The sequence below is a fragment of the Galenea microaerophila genome, assembly GCF_054657255.1.
Genome location: NZ_BAAHWZ010000001.1, coordinates 14,580 through 32,903, shown reverse-complemented (window position 1 = coordinate 32,903; position 18,324 = coordinate 14,580). Strand labels below are relative to the sequence as shown.

Sequence of the window (18,324 nt, the reverse complement as noted above, 5' to 3'; positions counted from 1 at the left end):
CTTATATTAGCTGTTTATTCTTTAAATTACAATCTTGACAAATTTATTAAAATTCCGTTACAACTGTGTCCACCAAACGTTGCACACACTGCTCCACCAATTCCGCATCTTCCCCTTCGACCATAACGCGAATAATAGGCTCTGTCCCCGACATGCGAATCAATGTTCGTCCAGACGGCCCTAATATCGCTTCCACTGTCGCAATTTCTCGCTGTAAAGCTTCTGAGGCTTCCAAATCTTTGCGTTGCTTAATCGGCACATTTTTTAGTACTTGTGGATAGCGTATAAATTCATCGACATAGTGTTCTAATGTTCGATTTTGCCGCTTCAATTGCGCAATGACTTGTAAGGCCGCAATAATTCCGTCTCCCGTAGAATGCTTATCCAAACAGAGCACATGTCCTGAAGGCTCAGCCCCTAGCAACCAGCCTTTTTCAACCAACTGCTCCATGACATGACGATCCCCGACTTGTGCACGCTGAAACTCAATGCCTCGTCCTTTCAGGGCATTTTCCAACCCCAAATTCGACATAACGGTGCCCACAACACCAGAACCTTGTTCTGCATAATAATCGGCCAAAATATAAAGCATCAAATCGCCATCAACTTCTCGACCAAACCGATCCACCATCATCACGCGATCACCATCTCCATCAAAAGCAATCCCCATATCCGCATTGTGCTGAATCACAGACTGCTTAAGCGCTGTGAGATCGGTGGCACCGCAATTTTGATTGATATTTAATCCATTGGGTGAGTCTCCAATGACGTGTACCTCAGCACCCAACTCTTCGAATACATGAGGCGCAATATGATAGGTCGCCCCATTGGCGCAATCTAATACCACCTTCAGCCCCTCTAATTTTTCAGGCGCATCATAGGTACTTTTACAAAACTCAATATAACGACCCGCCGCATCTGCGATGCGCTTAGCTTTCCCTAACTGCTCTGAAGCCACCGTCTCAATTTCTGAATCATAGGCAGCCTCAATCTCTTTTTCAATGGCATCACTGATTTTATGACCCTGAGCACCAAAGAACTTAATCCCATTATCATAATGAGGATTATGGGAAGCGCTGATCACAATCCCGGCATCTGCATGAAAGGTTTGCGTCAAATAGGCCACAGCAGGGGTTGGCATAGGCCCCAGCAAAAACACATCAATCCCCGCCGAAATCAATCCAGCCTCTAAAGCCGACTCAAACATATAGCCAGAGATGCGGGTATCCTTACCAATCAGCACCTTGGATTCACCATGTGCCTTAAGCACCTTGCCAGTTGCCCATCCCAACTTCAATACATTATCTGGGCGAATCAAGCCACTGCCGACGCGATCACGAATCCCATCTGTTCCAAAATATTTTTTTGTCATCTCAATTACACTAACGCTAAAGCCACATCTAAAGCTTGTTTGGTTTCCTTAACATCATGCACACGCAATAATTTTGCCCCTTTAAGTGCAGCCAGCACCGCTGCCGTGACACTGCCAATCATTCGTTGATCTGGTAGCACCTCTCCCATCAATTGACCTATCATCGATTTGCGAGAAACACCCACCAGGACTGGGTATTTTAACATGATCAATTGATCTAACTCTTCAAACAATTCAATATTGTGCGCCAAGGTTTTTCCAAAGCCAAAGCCTGGATCGAGCATAATTTTGCTTTTGTCTAATCCGGCTTGCTGACAGACCTCTGCCCGCTGCTGCAAAAACGCAATGACCTCCTCCACAACTGATTCATAGTGCGGTGCCTGCTGCATCTGTTCGGGCGACCCCTGTTTATGCATTAAACAAACGGGCTTTTGATTCTGCACCACCACTTCTACCGCCCCTGGCGCCTGCAAGGCATTGACATCATTAATCATATCCACACCCAGTTCAATCGCAGCTTGCATCACAGCAGGCTTATAGGTATCGACAGAGACCACCGCACCAAATTCTTGCTTTAGCATCTCAATCACCGGCATCACCCGATCCAACTCTGCTTGCAGCGGAACTGGGCGCGCACCTGGACGCGTAGATTCTCCGCCCACATCAATTAAATCGGCACCCGCCATCAACATCTTTTCTGCTTGCCTCTTTGCCGCTTCTAATTGCTGAAAATGGCCGCCATCAGAGAAAGAGTCTGGCGTCACATTTAAAATCCCCATCACTAAAGGCGCCTCTAAAGAGAGAACGTCTAAAAACTGCTGCCATCGGTTCATTTAAGCTTTCCCATAAAAAACCCCCAATCTAATGGGGGTTAAACCAACGCTTCAACCATCGCTAAGCGTCTTTATCTTCATCTTTTGAAGGTGTCTTCCAACCAGAAGACTCTGAGGCCTGATCGGATGTTTTAGCTGAAGCTTTACCTTCTTCACTCAAAGTGACCGACGCCTCTTCGTCCGTATCTGGATTTGAGTTTGAGGTGGCTGAAGACGCCCCTGACTCTTCATCACGCCAGTCCTTAGGCTTGCCTGCAGGTTCTCCTTTCATAATCCGCTCAACCTGCTCGCGATCAATGGTTTCAAACTCCATCAAGGCTTCTGCCATCGCGTGCAACTTATCCTCATTCTCCTTGAGGATTCGTTCCGCCCGCTGATAGTTACGTTCAATAATGGCTTGAATCTCATCATCGATCTGCTTAGCCAACTCATCAGAGATCAAGTTGTTCTTACTCGGCATCATAAAGCCGCCTTCATCCTCTTCCTCAAACAGAATGGGACCTAATTTTGACAAGCCCCATTTTGTCACCATATTGCGCGCAATTTGTGTCGCGCGCTCAATATCATTGCTGGCACCGGTCGTCACTGCATCTTCACCAAAGATCAACTCTTCCGCAACGCGGCCACCATACAAACTGGATAGTTGACTTTCAAGCTTTCGCTTACTGTAACTATAGGAATCCTCTTCAGGTAGATACATGGTCACCCCTAAAGCACGGCCTCGCGGCATAATACTCACTTTATACACAGGATCGTGCTCAGGCACCAACCAACCGACAATGGCATGACCGGATTCATGGTAGGCCGTGAGCTTCTTCTCTTCCTCACTCATGACCATGCTCTTACGCTCAACGCCCATCAGAATCTTATCTTTGGCTTTCTCAAAGTGCTTCATCGTGACCACTTTAGAATTTTCGCGCGCAGCCATCAGCGCAGCCTCATTCACCAAGTTTGCCAAATCTGCCCCTGAAAAACCTGGAGTACCGCGCGCAATCAAAGAGGGATCTACATCATCGGCAACGGGCACTTTACGCATATGCACCTTTAGAATCTGTTCACGGCCACGAACATCTGGCAAGCCCACCGTCACTTGACGGTCGAAACGCCCTGGACGCAATAAAGCCGGATCCAATACATCTGCACGGTTGGTGGCAGCAATCACAATAATGCCTTCAGACCCCTCAAAACCATCCATCTCTACCAGTAACTGGTTTAAGGTCTGCTCACGCTCATCATTTCCGCCGCCCATGCCGCTACCGCGCTTACGACCGACGGCATCGATTTCATCAATAAAGATAATACAGGGTGCATTGGCCTTAGCCTGTTCAAACAGATCTCTAACTCGAGAGGCCCCAACGCCAACAAACATTTCAACAAAGTCTGAACCGGAAATACTAAAGAATGGGACACCCGCTTCCCCGGCAATCGCTTTAGCCAAAAGTGTCTTACCTGTCCCTGGCGGTCCGACCAACAAGATCCCTTTTGGAATGCGCCCGCCGAGATTACGATATTTTTCCGGATCCTTCAGAAAGTCTACAATCTCTGCGACCTCCTCTTTCGCTTCATCCGCCCCAGCGACGTCATCAAAAGTCACCTTAACCTCATCTGAAGAGAGCATTTTGGCTTTACTTTTGCCGAATGAGAAGGGCCCCCCCTTACCACCCATACCGCCACCAGCTGTGCGCATAAAGTAGATCCACACCGCAATCAACAGAATCATGGGGAACCATGAGATAAAAATCTGCATCAACAGACTTTGCTGTTCAGGTGGACGTGCTTTAATTTTGACATGATATTTCAATAAGTCACCCATCAACCCTGGATCACCCGGATTATAAGTGACAAAGGCGCGACCATCCTTAAAGACCCCTTTAATCGTCGAGCCTTCTATCATCACCGCACTGACCTGACCTTCATGCACTTTTTCAATAAAGTCAGAATAGTCTAAACGACCGCTTCCAGCCATTTGCTGTTGACCAAAATGGTTAAAAATACTCAACATAATGGTGGCAACCACGGTCCAAATTAAGATGTTTTTCAACATATCATTTTTCATAGAACTGGCTTTTCCTAATTTTTTCTATTCGAATTACTTTACCACAAAACTTTATAAATTATACTTATAAATATCTAGAGATGCTTATCAGGACGCGCGCTTCCCACGCGCCAAAAGATAAATTTCCTTACTCCGCGGACGAGATGCTTTGGGTTTTCGGGTCACCACCTTCTGGTATTTACCACGTAAATCTTGTAGCAAGGCTTCATAACCTTCTCCCTGAAAAACCTTCATTAAGAGATCGCCTCCTGGACGCAGCACTTGGTCGGCCAATTCAATCGCCAACTCGACCAGATACATGGCGCGCGGAATATCCACCCCTTTATTACCACTCATATTAGGGGCCATATCTGACATCACCACATCGACCTCTCGTCCAGCCAACTGATCGAGCAAGTTTTGGTAAACCGCATCCTCACGAAAATCTCCTTGTATAAAGGTAACGCCAGCAAAGGGCTCAACGGGCAGAATATCCAAGGCAAAAACATGACCGGTTTCTCCCACGCGATGCGTGGTCCACTGCGACCAGCCGCCTGGTGCAGCGCCCAAATCGACAACCGTCATGCCAGGCTTAAATAATTGATCTTTCTCATCGATTTCTTGTAATTTATAAACCGCACGTGAGCGCCAACCCTCTTGCTTCGCCTTATTGACATAGTAGTCGTCAAAATGCTCTTTTAGCCAAGCGGCACTGGATTTCGATTTTACTGATTTTGCCGATTTTGTTTTAGACTTTGCCATACTTATTGCTAGGTTTTCCTATAAAATACCGCTCTCAACAGGAGAACTGAAATGTCAAAAAAACTATCCCCTACTCAAATCAAATATCTACGCGGATTGGCACATGGTCTCAATCCGATTGTCACCATTGGTAATAATGGCGTGACAGAATCGGTGCTCGCGGAGCTGGATCGCTCTTTAGCGCATCATGAACTGCTCAAGGTCAAGATTGCTGCGGGTGAGCGCGAAGATCGCAAAGTGGTTATCGACTATTTAATTCAAAACAGCGGTGCCTCTTTGGTGCAGGCCATCGGTAAAACAGTGGTGCTTTACCGCGCTGCACAACCGCCTGAGCTGGAACTGCCTAAAAAATAGTCGTCAACACGAGGCTTTTATGACAACAAATCAAAACCACGCTGTAAATCGCGCTTAAGATCCTCAATCGATTCCAAGCCCACCGATACCCGCAGCAAATTATCTGTAACGCCGGCAGCCAATCGCTCTTCTGGCGTCACTCGGCTATGCGTTGTTGTCGCCGGATGGGTGATGCTGGTTTTCACATCCCCTAAATTGGCGGTGATTGACATCAACTGCGTCGCATCCACCACTTTCCAAGCAGCTTCTTGCCCCCCTTTAATGGTAAAGGTGACCAAGCCCCCGCCTGCTGACATCTGTCGCTGTGCCAATGCATATTGTGGATGAGAAGGTAAACCAGGATAAAACACCTTCTCCACCACCGGCTGTTGTTGCAACCACTCTGCCAACGCGAGCGCATTTTCGCTATGCGCTCGCATTCTGATCGGTAAGGTTTCCAGACCTTTTAAAAATATCCAGGCATTAAAAGGACTCATTGAAGGGCCAGCGGTGCGCATAAAGCCGCGCACAGACTCTTCCATCAAGGCTTCAGCCCCCACCACAGCGCCACCAACGGCACGCCCTTGTCCATCAATAAATTTGGTCGCCGAATGAATCACAATGTCTGCACCAAACGCAATAGGTCGTTGCAAAATCGGCGTGCAAAAACAGTTGTCCACCACCAACAGCGCTTCATGGGCATGAGCCAACTCCGCCAAAGCACTTAAATCTGCAATTTCAGTCAGCGGATTGGACGGCGTTTCCAAAAACAGTGCCCGAGTGTTGGGTTGAATGGCCGCCTGCCATTCATTGAGATCGGTTTGAGAAACAAATGTCACCTCAATCCCAAACTTCATTAAATATTTGGTGAACAGCACTTTGGTGGTGCCAAAAATGCTGCGGGAGGAGACAATATGATCCCCAGCTTGCAACAGAGCCATAAAGGTAGACAAAATAGCCGACATCCCGGAAGCGGTTCCTACACAGGCTTCTCCCCCTTCCAAAGCGGCCAGTCGCTGCTCAAAAGTGCGTACAGTCGGATTGGTAAAACGCGAATAGATATTGCCCTTTTCTGCACCACTGAAGCGGTCAGCTGCCTGTTGTGCCGATTGATAACGATAACTGGAAGTGGGGAAAATTGCCTCACTGTTCTCCTGTTCCGGCGTCATCTGATAGCCGGCTCGAATCGCCAAAGTGGCTAAATCATAGTCTTGATGATGCGTTTGTTCGTCTTCAGGATACACCATTACACTTCCCCTTTTTCATTGTGCAGGCCAACGGTTTCTGGAACCGATTGCGCTTGCTTGGCTTTGGCTTCATCATTGCGATTTTCATCAATCGACTGCAAATAGGCCTCAGTAATGTCACCCGTGATATATTCCCCGCTGAAACAAGAGGTATCAAAACAGGCAATCGAACGATTACCCGCGCCCACGGCCTGAATCAAATCATCCAAATCTTGATAGATCAAGCGGTCTGCCCCAATAAATTCCGCCACTTCTTCGGTCGTTCGTCCATTGGCCACCAGCTCTGACGCACTGGGCATATCAATTCCATACACATAGGGGTAACGCACTGCAGGCGCTGCGGAAGCAAAATAGACTTTTTTCGCCCCCATATCACGCGCCATTTTGACAATTTCACCGGAAGTGGTGCCGCGCACAATGGAGTCATCGACCAGCAATACATTTTTACCTTCAAACTCCAGACGAATCGGATTAAGCTTCTGCCGCACCGATTTTTTACGCAGCTTCTGTCCAGGCATAATAAAGGTGCGTCCAATATAGCGGTTTTTAATAAAGCCTTCTCGATAAGGTTTACCCAACTTTTCGGCCATCTCTAAAGCCGATGTGCGACTGGTGTCAGGAATCGGCATCACCACATCGATCTCATCTAAAATATCTGCCCATTCTCTCTCTATTTTTTTCGCCAACATCTCACCCATCCGCAGACGCGATTTATACACCGAAATGTCATCAATCATCGAATCGGGACGTGCAAAATAGACAAACTCAAAAATACAGGGTGAATATTGTGGGTGATCATGACACTGCTCAAAGAAAATCTCCCCCTGCTCAGTGATCACAACCGCCTCACCTGGACGAATATCGCGCATTAATTCAAAGCCTAACGCATCCAAAGCGACGCTCTCTGAGGCCACCATATAATCTGTACCGCTTTCGGTGACCCGTTTGCCAACCACCGCTGGACGCAATGCATAAGGATCTCTAAAGGCAAAAACGCCTAAATTCGGCATCATCCCTACCGCCGCGTAACCGCCTTTGACCCGTTGATGCAAGCCTCGAACCGCGGTAAAAATATCGTCGGGCGATACCGTCAATTTTTTCTGCTTCATCAGCTCATGGGCAAATACATTGAGCAGCACTTCTGAATCAGAGTTCGTATTCAGATGGCGTAAATCCTGCGCATAAATCTCTTTGCGTAAGGTTTCTGAATTGGTCAAATTACCGTTATGCCCCATCGCAATCCCATAGGGGGCATTGACATAAAAGGGCTGAGCCTCTGCACTGGAAGAAGAGCCAGCTGTCGGATAGCGCACATGGCCAATCCCCATTTTGCCAACCAAATCACGCATATGCCGTGTGCGGAACACATCTTTAACTAAACCATTGTCTTTTCGTTGATAGAAACGCCCCTGATCACAGGTCACAATCCCCGCAGCATCCTGACCACGATGCTGCAAGATGGTCAACGCATCATAAATTTCCTGATTCACAGGGGTTGAAGTTGAAACAATGCCAACAATTCCACACATCGAATTTACTCACTTATTAAGATCAATTAAGACAAATCAAATTTTGGATATTTTACCTGAAATCCACTTTACCGATGATGCTATCGATGGAAAATTTGCGATTGCACATGATAACGCGCATCGACTTTCTGTTTAACCTTTAGCGCCGCTTGCTTAGATGGATAAGGACCGATCACCACCACAAAAAAATGATTTTTCTGCAACGGCTTAACATACCCATCATAGCCCGCCTCTTGCAGCGCGCCCAAAAGTTCATTGGCTGTGGCCATTTTTTTAAATGCTGCCAAGCGAACAAACCACCCTTTGGCCACCATTAAATCCTCTGCAATAAGCTGGCTGGTATCCGCTACCGCTTTAGGAGAGGCTTTAGAAGCGGCTACAGGTTTTTCTGTTATTTCTACGGTTTTAGCCTGAACAACTGGTTGGGTAGGTTTTTGTTTTTCGGTGGCCTTCACGGAGGGTTGCGGCTGAACTGCAGGCTTCACAGGCTCAGATGACTTTGCCGCTTGTTGAACAGACGGTGCCGGCAAACGATAGACCTTATCCGCAATGGGTTTATTTTCTGTTTTGCTCGGCGTGAGTTTTGTAGATGTTTGCTTTTCGGGTTGAAAATTCACGGGGTGCTCATACCAAGTAGGCACCCAGATAATCAACACGGCAAACCAAATGACTGCGCCAATTAAACGGCGGCGCGCATGCACATCAAGACTACCCAGGATTTCTGTATTTGAAAGTGCTTTTTCTGTTTCCGCTGTCGGTTTAGTCATGACGCTCTGGTAAACTTGCTAATAAGGACATCACTGGGGCAATGGTAAAAAAAGAGCCCCAAACTAAAGTTTTAGCTTCCGTTTGCAGACAGTGGCTGACCGCTTCCTCTATCGTGGCATGACTCACAATCTGTGCTTCAGCCACCTCGGCTCGCTGCAACAACTGTTTTAAATCCGCCAAAGACATGGCTCGCGGTTGCGTTATCGGTGCAATATGCCAAGTTTTAATAAAGGGGCTCAATAATTTTACCATTGGCAATGCATCCTTGTCGGCTAAGACGGAAAAAACCGCTTGCGGAAAAACCAACGCCTGTTGCTGCAAATAGTCTGCCAACACTTGTGCCGACTGGGGATTATGCGCCACATCGAGTAACCACTGCTGCCTCTCTCTTTCGGGCAGAGCTACCGACAGCCACTGCAAACGACCGGGGTGTTTCACCTGCTGCAATCCCTGAACAATTGCCGATTTCGACAGCGGCAAATCGCTCTGAAGCCCTTGTACAGCCGCCAATACGCCCGCAGCATTTTGTATTTGAAATCCGCCCGCCAATGCCGGCAACGGCAACGCTTCATAGCTTTGCAATTTTGGTTTTAACGCCACAAAATCCCAACTTTTGGTCAGTTTTCCCAGTCCTGCCTCGCCATCTGGCGCTTTTTCGCCCTGGCAGGACTGGGGATTTTGAACTTTTTTGACCTCTTCAACGAGAATTTTAAAATCTTGATCTAATTGAAAGTATTGTGTGCCAAGTGTTTGCGCATGCGCTCTTAAACTTTGCGGCGGCTGTGGGTCAGAACAGATCGCCCATTGATGGGAACGTAAAATCCCTGCTTTTTCTAAAGCAATTTGCGCACGGTCACTGCCGAGCCAATCGGTATGATCCACACTAATGGCGGTAATCAAAGCAACATCCGCATCCACTATATTGACCACATCTAGGCGACCTCCTAGACCGACTTCTAGCACAGCGACATCCAATTCAGCTTGTTGAAAAATCTTTAAAGCAGCCAAAGTGGAAAATTCAAAATAGGTCAGCTTTAGGTTCAACTGCGCTCTGGCCTGTTCAATGGCCTCAAAGGCTTGAATAATGGTCGCATCAGAAACCGGCATCCCATTTATCTGGATGCGCTCATTAAAACGCAGCAGATGCGGTGAAGTATAGCTGCCCACTTGATAGCCGGCCACCTGATAGATGGCTGACAACATGGCGACACTTGAGCCTTTACCATTGGTGCCGGCAACCGTGATGATTTTTTTCGCCAGTTGTGTAGCGGGCAGCAGCTGCATCGCTTCAGCGACGGCTCGAACCCGTTCCAAGCCCAAATCGATTTCTGTGGGATGCAACTGCAACAGCCACTCAATCCAATCATTGAGTGGCTGTTGAACGGTCGGCTTACGCATCTTCACCAATTGACGAATGGATTAGGCTGCAGGTTTTTTCAGCAGCATACGACAGATGGACGCCAACTCAGATTTTAAATGGTGGCGGTGGATAATTTGATCTAAGGCTCCATGTTCCAACAAAAACTCACTGCGTTGGAAGCCTTCCGGTAACTTTTCTCGCACCGTTTGTTCAATCACGCGAGGCCCCGCAAAACCGATCAAAGCTTGTGGCTCGCCAATATTTAAATCCCCTAAACTGGCAAAACTGGCTGAAACGCCCCCCATGGTGGGGTCTGTCATCACAGAAATAAAGGGCAAGCCTTTGGCGCGCAAACGTCCCAAAGCCGCTGAGGTTTTGGCCATCTGCATTAGAGAAAACAGCGCTTCTTGCATACGCGCACCACCACTGGCCGAGAACACAATTAACGGACATTGACGCTCGATCGCCTCATTTACCGCACGGACAAACTTCTCGCCGACAACAGAGCCCATGGAGCCGCCCATAAACTTAAACTCAAAAGCGCCTGCCACTACTTCTAAACCATCAATTTCGCCCGCCATCACAACCAACGCATCTTTTTCACCCGTCACCTTTTGCGCTTGTGCCAGACGCGCTTTATAGGTTTTTAGATCCTTAAACTTTAAGCGATCCACAGGCATAATATTGGCAAATAGCTCTTGGGGTGTGCCTTCATCCAAAAAATGATGCAACCGCTCACGCGCGCCAATACGCATATGATAGTCACATTTCGGGCACACCTCTTGATTGCGCTTCACTTCAGCTCGATAGAGCGTCGCTTCACATTTTGGACATTTGGTCCACAGCCCTTCTGGTACGGATTTTTTACGATTGGTCACTTGTTTTATGCTCGGCAATATTTTTTCAAACCAGTTCATTTTACGCTCCTGCTACTTCCGCGTCTGCTTTATCAATCGCTTGACGGAACATTGTCATCTTTTGTTGAATCTTAGCCGCCAATGACTCAAAATCGGCCGTTGGATTTTCTTCAATCACTGAAACCAGTGCTGAACCGACAATCACACCATCGCCGAGCTTGGCCATTTGATAAGCGGCCTCTGCGTCTCGAATCCCAAATCCAATGCCCACGGGTAAATCGACTTTACCGCGAAGATGGCTCACCTGCTGCCGGACATCTTCTACATCCAGCGCTTTTGAGCCAGTCACCCCTTTCAGCGATACATAATAGACAAAACCACGCCCTCTTTGATTGACCGCCTGTAAGCGATTTTCAGGGGTGGTGGGCGATACCAAGAAAATGGCCTCCAAGCCTTGTGCTTCCAGATCCTTGGCATATGCCTCGCTCTCTTCCGGCGGCATATCGACGGTTAACACGCCCTGCACACCGGCTGCAGCCGCTTCTCGAGCAAACACATCATAGCCCATCGCCTCAATCGGATTGAGGTAACCCATCAAGACAATGGGGGTCTTGGTATTCTCTTGACGAAAGTCCGCCACCATCTGTAATACTTGGTGCAGACTCACTTGATGAGCTAAAGCACGCTCTACCGCTTTTTGAATCACTGGCCCATCGGCCATCGGATCAGAAAAAGGGACGCCCAGTTCAATGATATCCGCCCCACTTTCCACCAATTTGTGCATTAAGGGCACGGTCCACTCAGGATGGGGATCACCTGCCGTCAGATAAGGGATTAACGCTGTGCGTCCCTGGTAGGCTAAATCCGTAAATGTTTTACTAATCTTCATTAAAATTCAAACCCCTCAATATTGGCAATAGTATCCATATCCTTATCCCCACGTCCCGAAAGATTGACAATCAAAATCTGATCCGGACGCATGGTCGGTGCCAATTTCGTTGTATAGGCCAGCGCATGACTGGTTTCCAATGCGGGGATAATGCCTTCAAAGCGGGTTAGATCTCTAAAGCCTTGCAACGCTTCTTCATCCGTCACCGTCACATATTGAGCTCGCCCTGTATCTTTTAGCCACGCATGTTCTGGTCCCACGCCGGGATAATCTAAACCGGCTGAAATCGAATGGGTTGGCAAGATTTGCCCATTTTCATCTTGTAATAGATAAGTACGATTGCCATGCAAAACCCCAGGCTGGCCAGCCACCAAGGAAGCAGCATGCTCACCGGTTTCCAATCCATGACCAGCGGGTTCGACACCAAACAGCTTCACCTCGCTCTCACCCAAAAAGTCATAAAACAGCCCGATGGCATTAGAGCCCCCACCGACGCATGCGACCAAAGCATCTGGCAAACGCCCCTCTTTTTGTAAAATCTGCTGTTTTGCCTCACGCCCAATCACCGCTTGAAAATCGCGCACCATCATGGGATAAGGATGGGGGCCAGCCACTGTACCAATAATATAGAAGGTGTCATCTACATTGGTCACCCAATCACGCATCGCCTCATTTAATGCATCTTTAAGCGTTCGCGTGCCTGACTCTACTGCGACCACCTCGGCACCCAGCATTTTCATTCGTGCCACATTCGGGGCTTGGCGTTGCACATCTTCCGCCCCCATATAGACCACGCATTCCAATCCTAGTCGAGCAGCAACCGTCGCACTGGCGACCCCGTGCTGTCCCGCGCCTGTCTCAGCAATAATCCGTGTTTTACCTAACCGTTTTGCCAAGAGCGCTTGGCCAATCGTGTTATTAATTTTATGTGCGCCGGTGTGATTAAGGTCTTCCCGTTTTAGGTAAATTTTGGCACCGCCCAGATGCTCCGACCAGCGCTTGGCATAATACAGCGGTGAAGGGCGTCCAACATAATCTTGATAATCTGCATTCAACTCCGCTAAAAAGTCTGGGTCATTTTTTAAGGCGTTATACTGTTCAGTCAGCTGTTCAATAGCCGCCATTAAGGTCTCTGGCGCAAACACCCCGCCATAAATACCAAAGTGCCCCTTCTCATCCGGGTATTGAGAAAAATCCATTTTCATTCCGTTATGCTTCCTTTATTTCGCTTACTGTCTCAACGCTGTACTCTGCACAGCTTGCATAAATTGATGTATTTTTTCAACCGACTTTTGACCCGGAGCACGCTCTATTCCGCCGCTCACATCTACTGCCCAAGGCTGAACGGTTTTTATCGCTTGCACAATATTACCAGGATTTAACCCCCCTGCCAAAATAATCGGTAAGGGGAACTCACCACGCATTTGCGGGGTAATCCACTGCCAATTAAAGGTCTCGCCGGTTCCGCCTGGCACCCCTTTTTTATAGGCATCCAATAACAGACCTTGCGAGGATGCATAGGTTTGCGCCAACGCTTTTAAATCGGTCTCTGCCTGCATCCGCACCGCTTTAATATAAGGGCGCTGAAAGTTTTGACAAAAATCCGCTGACTCTTGACCGTGGAACTGCAATAAATCCACGCCGGTTACCTTGATCACTTCCTCGACAAAGTTGGCAGACGCATCCACAAACAGAGCCACAGAGGTAACAAAAGCCGGCATGGCGGCCACAATCTCGCGTGCTTGATCCAAGCTGACATGGCGCGGGCTTTTTTCATAAAACACCAACCCAATCGCATCGGCGCCAGCCATCACCGCTTGCTGCATCGCTTCGATAGAGGTAATGCCACACATTTTAACCCGTGTGCGTAAAGGTTGATCGCTATCAATCACTAATGACACTGCCATAACACCTCATTTAAAGGGGTTCTCGGAATGCCCCAATGTTGCGGATAGAACGCATTCACAAAATACAAACCACTGGCAGGCGCCGTCATCCCCGCTTGCGTGCGATCCTGCAGTGCCAATAATGTTGCCACCCAACTTTCAGCCTTCTCACCTCGCCCCACTTGCAGCAAGGTCCCAGCAATATTGCGCACCATATGGTGTAAAAAAGCATTGGCCTGAATATCTATCAAGACAAAGTCACCTTGGCGCTGCACGCCAATGGCCTGCACTTCACGTCGAGCATGCTCTGCCTGACAGGCGGCTGCTCGAAAGGAGGAAAAGTCATTTTCCCCAATGAGCGCCTGCGCCGCTCGGTGCATGGCTTGCTCATCTAAGGGCATCGACTCCCAAGTCACGCGATCTGCCAACACCGCTGAATGCACCGCTCGATTATAAATCACATAACGATACTGACGTGCTATCGCTGAAAAACGCGCATGAAACAGTGCGCTCTCTTTAACAGATTTGGCCTGTTCCATTTGCCACTGCTCGGGGGTTAAAGCCGCCATCTGCTGCGCCCAGACCACTCGAATATCTTTAGGCAGTTGGGTATTCACCCCCTGAATCCAAGCCTTCAGCGGGCGTACAGCTTGGGTATCAAAATGCACCACCTGACCGATCGCATGTACGCCGGTATCGGTCCGTCCCGCACACGCCAACTCTATTGGCTCGTTGGCAATCTGCGTTAAAGCCCGCTGCAACTGCCCCTGAACGGAATCACAATGCGGCTGATACTGCCAGCCGCAATAAGCCGTGCCTTGATACTCTATCTTTAGCGCAATCCGGTAAATCATGTCTGACATGCTGGGTAAACCGTGCGCAACAGTGACCAAGTCATAGGGGCGGCTCAACCTTAATCAACACTTTCACCCTAAATGTAATCCCGAATCAACAACTCGGCTATTTGCACCGTATTGGTCGCTGCGCCTTTACGGACATTATCTGCCACCACCCAAAGGTTTAAGCCATTTTCTACGGAAATGTCTTCCCGCACGCGGCCCACATAGACCGGATCTGTATCGGCGGCATCGGTGACCGCTGTAGGATAACCACCATCCACATGCTCATCAATCAGCACAATCCCTTCAGCCTCTTCAAACAGCTGTTTCGCTTCTGATGCAGTGATTTTGCGATCCGTTTCAATATGCACCGCTTCACTGTGACCATAAAACACTGGCACACGCACACAAGTCGGATTCACTAAAAGTGTCTCATCCCCCATAATCTTTTTCGTTTCCCACACCATCTTCATCTCTTCTTTGGTGTAGCCGTTATCCATAAAGACGTCAATTTGTGGAATCACATTAAATGCGATCTGCTTGGGATAAACATTGCATTCAATCGGCTTCATATTGAGCAGATTAGCCGTTTGCGTGGCCAATTCATCAATGGCCGCTTTCCCCGATCCGGAGACCGCTTGATAAGTAGCCACATTGATACGACGAATGCCGACCGCATCATAAATCGGTTTAAGTGCCACTAACATCTGAATGGTGGAGCAGTTTGGATTGGCAATAATGCCACGATTTGTGTAGCCAGCGACGGCACCGGGATTCACTTCTGGCACCACCAATGGAATGTCATCGTCATAGCGGAACTGCGAAGTATTATCCACCACCACACAGCCAGCTTCAGCGGCCTTGGGGGCATAGACGCGCGAAACACTGGCGCCGGGCGAGAAGAGTCCAATCTGTGCTTTGGAAAAATCAAAAGTTTCCAAATCCAACACTTCTACCCACTCACCATTAAACTCCACTTTTTTCCCTGCAGAACGACTACTGGCCAAAGGATAGAGATTGCGCACCGGAAAGTGACGCTCTTGTAACACTTTTAAAATGGTTTCACCCACGGCACCTGTGGCGCCCACTACGGCAACATCATACTGTTTTGACATTTTTGACTCTCAATTTAATTTTATTTTAAATTTTGTACTTGCTCATTTTTTTCAGGTTTAATTACAACCATCTCCACCACTTGATCGATCTCTAGCTGCGCGATCGTTTCAGGCGCCTCAGTCACTGCTCTTTTTTCAGCCTCATTAAAGGCAATTGCGGTGCCTGTTTCTGTCATTTCATGACTTTGACCAATAAATTTACCGCCTTTTTCGATGGAAATATTTTCTGCGACAATTTCACCAATAAACTTTCCTCCATTGAGCACCTCAAGATGGTCGCAAATCACTTTACCTTCTAGCACACCCGACACCACAATATGCTTCGACTTAATCAACCCTTTGACCAAGCCTTTAGAAGCAACTGCTAGGTCATAGTCAGATTCGATCACCCCTTCAAATTCCCCCTCGAACAAAATATCGCCTTCAATGCGGCTCACTTCTCCTCGGAGGCGACACCCCGCAGCAATAATTGTTTTTCCACCTGGTGGACGCGATTTTTGATCACTTGAGCTAAAGAACCCCATGGTACCCCCTTCACCTTAGTTTGTATCTCATCGAAGTTATCCAATCGCCATTGCACAAAAGGCGTTGGATCCAGTTTTCGTTGTACAAATGAAACAGCATAATGCAGATGAGGCCCTGAAGAGATGCCAGTAGAACCTATCTGACCGATAATCTGCCCCTTTTTAACCACCTGACCGGTTTTCACTAAGGTTTTGGAGAGGTGCCCATAGAGCGTGCGAAAACCATTTCCATGATCAATTAAGATCAAATTACCAAAACCGCTTGTTTTTAAATAGCCGGCATATTCAATCACGCCATCTGCCGTTGAAATCACAGGATCGCCCTCTTCCCCACGGTAATCTATACCTCGATGGAACTCTTTTTTTCCTGTGATCGGATGAATTCGCCAACCATAGCCACTGGTAACCCCTTTAAAGAACTGAACCGGCCGTCCACTGGGATATTCCGAGAGCATAAACTTTTTTTCAAGGGTGGTCAGCTGAACCTTTTTAACCCGCTCCTCAATTGAGAGCGCTTCTTCTGGTTGAACGCCAACCAGCTCTTCCAATCCTTCCAGCGTTTGGTTAAGAAAGCTCAGCTGTTTTGTTTTATCCAGCAGCTCATTCTGAATGGCACGACGCTCAGCCTGTAAGCGCAAAAATTCTTCCTGATTTTGTTTCACTGTTTGTGCATAGTGCAACTCTTCAGCGGCACGCTTCGCTTCAAGCTGTTTGACCTCTTTCGAGAGCCACCAAATAGTTGTTCCGCCAATGGACAGGGTTAACAGCAAAAACAACACAAACATCCACGCAAAGCGACGCACAAACTGGTTAAAAGAGTACTCTTTAACCCCATGAACATCACTAATGGTGAGGGTAAATTTATTGCGCATTTAAACTCGCTCAGCCTTGCCAGTATGCTTACAGCGCAGCCACAATCGCATCCCCCATTTCAGAGGTGGAGACCTGTTTCATGCCCTCCTGCATAATATCCACAGTACGGTAACCCTGATCAAGCACACGACTGACCGCCTGCTCAATTTTGTCTGCCAAATCTTCACGTTCTAAACTATAGCGCAGCATCATCGCGGCGGAAAGAATCGTAGCAATGGGGTTCGCAATATTTTGTCCGGCAATATCGGGCGCAGAGCCATGTGAAGGTTCATACATGCCTTTATTATTGGCATCGAGTGAAGCAGAGGCCAACATACCAATTGAACCTGTCAGCATTGAGGCCTCATCTGACAAAATATCCCCAAACATATTGCCGGTCACCATCACGTCAAACTGCTTCGGATTTCGAATCAGCTGCATGGCGGCATTATCCACATACATATGCTGCACTTCGACTTCAGGATAATCTTTAGCCATCTCATCGACCAATTCGCGCCATAACTCAGTCACTTCGAGTACATTCGCCTTATCCACTGAACACAGTTTTTTATTACGCTTCATCGCCGCTTCAAAAGCCACACGAGCAATGCGTTTAATTTCTGATTCAGAATAGACATAGGTATTAAAACCTTGACGTTCACCATTTTCCAAAGTGCGAATACCGCGTGGTTGACCGAAATAAATCCCCCCTGTCAGTTCTCGCACAATCAAAATATCTAAACCTGCCACCACTTCTGGCTTAAGCGTTGAGGCATCGGCCAATTGAGGGAACAGATAAGCTGGACGTAAGTTAGCAAACAATTCTAACTCCGAACGTAAGCGCAACAACCCTTTTTCCGGACGCACAGAGATGTCCAAAGATTCCCATTTATAACCACCGACAGCGCCTAAAAGAATCGCATCCGCCATCTTAGCCTTGGCCATGGTGCTATCGGCCAACGGCACCCCATGCGCATCATAGGCTGCACCGCCCACCAAATCTTCTGTCATCTCAATATCTAAATGATCCGATTGCTTCAGCGCTTCTAATACCTTAACCGCTTCAGCAGTAATTTCAGGACCGATGCCATCTCCGGGCAAGACCAACACTTGTTTTGTCATA

18 protein-coding genes are annotated in these 18,324 nt (G+C 48.0%); 1 reads left to right on the top strand and 17 read right to left on the bottom strand.

The window, feature by feature from the left end; genetic code table 11:
- Positions 1-46 precede the first annotated feature (46 nt).
- From glmM to rlmE, 4 genes are all read right to left on the bottom strand, one after another.
- The gene (glmM, locus tag ACYQ05_RS00160; RefSeq protein ID WP_459819012.1) at positions 47-1,378 is read right to left on the bottom strand and encodes a phosphoglucosamine mutase; all 1,332 of its coding nucleotides are present in this window, start codon (positions 1,376-1,378) and stop codon (positions 47-49) included.
- Complete coding sequence (gene folP, locus ACYQ05_RS00155) at positions 1,378-2,205, bottom strand: dihydropteroate synthase (protein ID WP_459817429.1); 828 nt, start codon at positions 2,203-2,205, stop codon at positions 1,378-1,380. Before folP ends, glmM begins: the two co-directional genes overlap by 1 nt.
- A 61-nt stretch (positions 2,206-2,266) precedes the next feature.
- Entirely contained in the window at positions 2,267-4,261 is a 1,995-nt protein-coding gene (gene ftsH, locus ACYQ05_RS00150) for an ATP-dependent zinc metalloprotease FtsH (protein WP_459817428.1), read from the bottom strand.
- 87 nt (positions 4,262-4,348) lie between these two features.
- Positions 4,349-5,002 carry a 23S rRNA (uridine(2552)-2'-O)-methyltransferase RlmE gene (gene rlmE, locus ACYQ05_RS00145; RefSeq protein ID WP_459817426.1) on the bottom strand — a complete coding sequence of 218 codons (654 nt, stop codon included), beginning with the start codon at positions 5,000-5,002 and terminating at the stop codon, positions 4,349-4,351.
- A gap of 51 nt (positions 5,003-5,053) precedes the next feature.
- On the opposite strand from rlmE, the gene yhbY reads away from it, so the two are divergent.
- On the top strand, positions 5,054-5,356 hold the full coding sequence (gene yhbY, locus ACYQ05_RS00140; RefSeq protein ID WP_459817424.1) for a ribosome assembly RNA-binding protein YhbY: 303 nt from the start codon (positions 5,054-5,056) through the stop codon (positions 5,354-5,356).
- 17 nt (positions 5,357-5,373) lie between these two features.
- On the opposite strand, the gene ACYQ05_RS00135 is transcribed toward yhbY, so the two are convergent.
- From ACYQ05_RS00135 to leuB, 13 genes are all read right to left on the bottom strand, one after another.
- Entirely contained in the window at positions 5,374-6,582 is a 1,209-nt protein-coding gene (locus ACYQ05_RS00135; RefSeq protein ID WP_459817422.1) for an O-succinylhomoserine sulfhydrylase, read from the bottom strand.
- Complete coding sequence (purF, locus tag ACYQ05_RS00130) at positions 6,582-8,111, bottom strand: amidophosphoribosyltransferase (protein ID WP_459817421.1); 1,530 nt, start codon at positions 8,109-8,111, stop codon at positions 6,582-6,584. Before purF ends, ACYQ05_RS00135 begins: the two co-directional genes overlap by 1 nt.
- 80 nt (positions 8,112-8,191) lie before the next feature.
- Complete coding sequence (locus tag ACYQ05_RS00125; RefSeq protein ID WP_459817419.1) at positions 8,192-8,878, bottom strand: SPOR domain-containing protein; 687 nt, start codon at positions 8,876-8,878, stop codon at positions 8,192-8,194.
- Positions 8,871-10,277 carry a bifunctional folylpolyglutamate synthase/dihydrofolate synthase gene (locus tag ACYQ05_RS00120; protein WP_459817417.1) on the bottom strand — a complete coding sequence of 469 codons (1,407 nt, stop codon included), beginning with the start codon at positions 10,275-10,277 and terminating at the stop codon, positions 8,871-8,873. Before ACYQ05_RS00120 ends, ACYQ05_RS00125 begins: the two co-directional genes overlap by 8 nt.
- Before the next feature lie 21 nt (positions 10,278-10,298).
- Positions 10,299-11,156, bottom strand: a complete 858-nt coding sequence (gene accD / locus ACYQ05_RS00115) for an acetyl-CoA carboxylase, carboxyltransferase subunit beta (protein ID WP_459817415.1) — start codon at positions 11,154-11,156, stop codon at positions 10,299-10,301.
- A 1-nt stretch (position 11,157) separates the two neighbouring features.
- Positions 11,158-11,985, bottom strand: coding sequence for a tryptophan synthase subunit alpha (gene trpA / locus ACYQ05_RS00110; RefSeq protein WP_459817413.1), 828 nt, complete (start codon positions 11,983-11,985; stop codon positions 11,158-11,160).
- Complete coding sequence (gene trpB, locus ACYQ05_RS00105; protein ID WP_459817411.1) at positions 11,985-13,190, bottom strand: tryptophan synthase subunit beta; 1,206 nt, start codon at positions 13,188-13,190, stop codon at positions 11,985-11,987. The genes trpA and trpB overlap by 1 nt, the downstream gene beginning before the upstream one ends.
- 24 nt (positions 13,191-13,214) lie before the next feature.
- On the bottom strand, positions 13,215-13,892 hold the full coding sequence (locus ACYQ05_RS00100; RefSeq protein WP_459817409.1) for a phosphoribosylanthranilate isomerase: 678 nt from the start codon (positions 13,890-13,892) through the stop codon (positions 13,215-13,217).
- Positions 13,877-14,734: a tRNA pseudouridine(38-40) synthase TruA gene (truA, locus tag ACYQ05_RS00095; RefSeq protein WP_459817407.1), complete on the bottom strand. Its 858-nt coding sequence runs from the start codon at positions 14,732-14,734 to the stop codon at positions 13,877-13,879. Before truA ends, ACYQ05_RS00100 begins: the two co-directional genes overlap by 16 nt.
- A gap of 68 nt (positions 14,735-14,802) precedes the next feature.
- Positions 14,803-15,825: an aspartate-semialdehyde dehydrogenase gene (locus ACYQ05_RS00090; protein ID WP_459817405.1), complete on the bottom strand. Its 1,023-nt coding sequence runs from the start codon at positions 15,823-15,825 to the stop codon at positions 14,803-14,805.
- A gap of 20 nt (positions 15,826-15,845) precedes the next feature.
- Complete coding sequence (locus tag ACYQ05_RS00085; RefSeq protein WP_459817403.1) at positions 15,846-16,262, bottom strand: polymer-forming cytoskeletal protein; 417 nt, start codon at positions 16,260-16,262, stop codon at positions 15,846-15,848.
- Positions 16,259-17,221 (bottom strand): M23 family metallopeptidase, encoded by a 963-nt coding sequence (locus ACYQ05_RS00080; RefSeq protein ID WP_459817401.1) that lies wholly within the window; start codon positions 17,219-17,221, stop codon positions 16,259-16,261. The genes ACYQ05_RS00085 and ACYQ05_RS00080 overlap by 4 nt, the downstream gene beginning before the upstream one ends.
- 28 nt (positions 17,222-17,249) lie before the next feature.
- Complete coding sequence (gene leuB / locus ACYQ05_RS00075) at positions 17,250-18,323, bottom strand: 3-isopropylmalate dehydrogenase (RefSeq protein WP_459817399.1); 1,074 nt, start codon at positions 18,321-18,323, stop codon at positions 17,250-17,252.
- Position 18,324 lies beyond the last annotated feature (1 nt).

Coding starts and splice junctions, on each gene's coding strand:
- folP (WP_459817429.1), bottom strand. CDS start 2,205: ATGAACCGATGGCAGCAGTTTTTAGACGTTCTCTCTTTAGAGGCGCCT.
- ftsH (WP_459817428.1), bottom strand. CDS start 4,261: ATGAAAAATGATATGTTGAAAAACATCTTAATTTGGACCGTGGTTGCC.
- rlmE (WP_459817426.1), bottom strand. CDS start 5,002: ATGGCAAAGTCTAAAACAAAATCGGCAAAATCAGTAAAATCGAAATCC.
- yhbY (WP_459817424.1), top strand. CDS start 5,054: ATGTCAAAAAAACTATCCCCTACTCAAATCAAATATCTACGCGGATTG.
- ACYQ05_RS00135 (WP_459817422.1), bottom strand. CDS start 6,582: ATGGTGTATCCTGAAGACGAACAAACGCATCATCAAGACTATGATTTA.
- purF (WP_459817421.1), bottom strand. CDS start 8,111: ATGTGTGGAATTGTTGGCATTGTTTCAACTTCAACCCCTGTGAATCAG.
- ACYQ05_RS00125 (WP_459817419.1), bottom strand. CDS start 8,878: ATGACTAAACCGACAGCGGAAACAGAAAAAGCACTTTCAAATACAGAA.
- ACYQ05_RS00120 (WP_459817417.1), bottom strand. CDS start 10,277: ATGCGTAAGCCGACCGTTCAACAGCCACTCAATGATTGGATTGAGTGG.
- accD (WP_459817415.1), bottom strand. CDS start 11,156: ATGAACTGGTTTGAAAAAATATTGCCGAGCATAAAACAAGTGACCAAT.
- trpA (WP_459817413.1), bottom strand. CDS start 11,985: ATGAAGATTAGTAAAACATTTACGGATTTAGCCTACCAGGGACGCACA.
- trpB (WP_459817411.1), bottom strand. CDS start 13,190: ATGAAAATGGATTTTTCTCAATACCCGGATGAGAAGGGGCACTTTGGT.
- ACYQ05_RS00100 (WP_459817409.1), bottom strand. CDS start 13,892: ATGGCAGTGTCATTAGTGATTGATAGCGATCAACCTTTACGCACACGG.
- truA (WP_459817407.1), bottom strand. CDS start 14,734: ATGTCAGACATGATTTACCGGATTGCGCTAAAGATAGAGTATCAAGGC.
- ACYQ05_RS00090 (WP_459817405.1), bottom strand. CDS start 15,825: ATGTCAAAACAGTATGATGTTGCCGTAGTGGGCGCCACAGGTGCCGTG.
- ACYQ05_RS00080 (WP_459817401.1), bottom strand. CDS start 17,221: ATGCGCAATAAATTTACCCTCACCATTAGTGATGTTCATGGGGTTAAA.
- leuB (WP_459817399.1), bottom strand. CDS start 18,323: ATGACAAAACAAGTGTTGGTCTTGCCCGGAGATGGCATCGGTCCTGAA.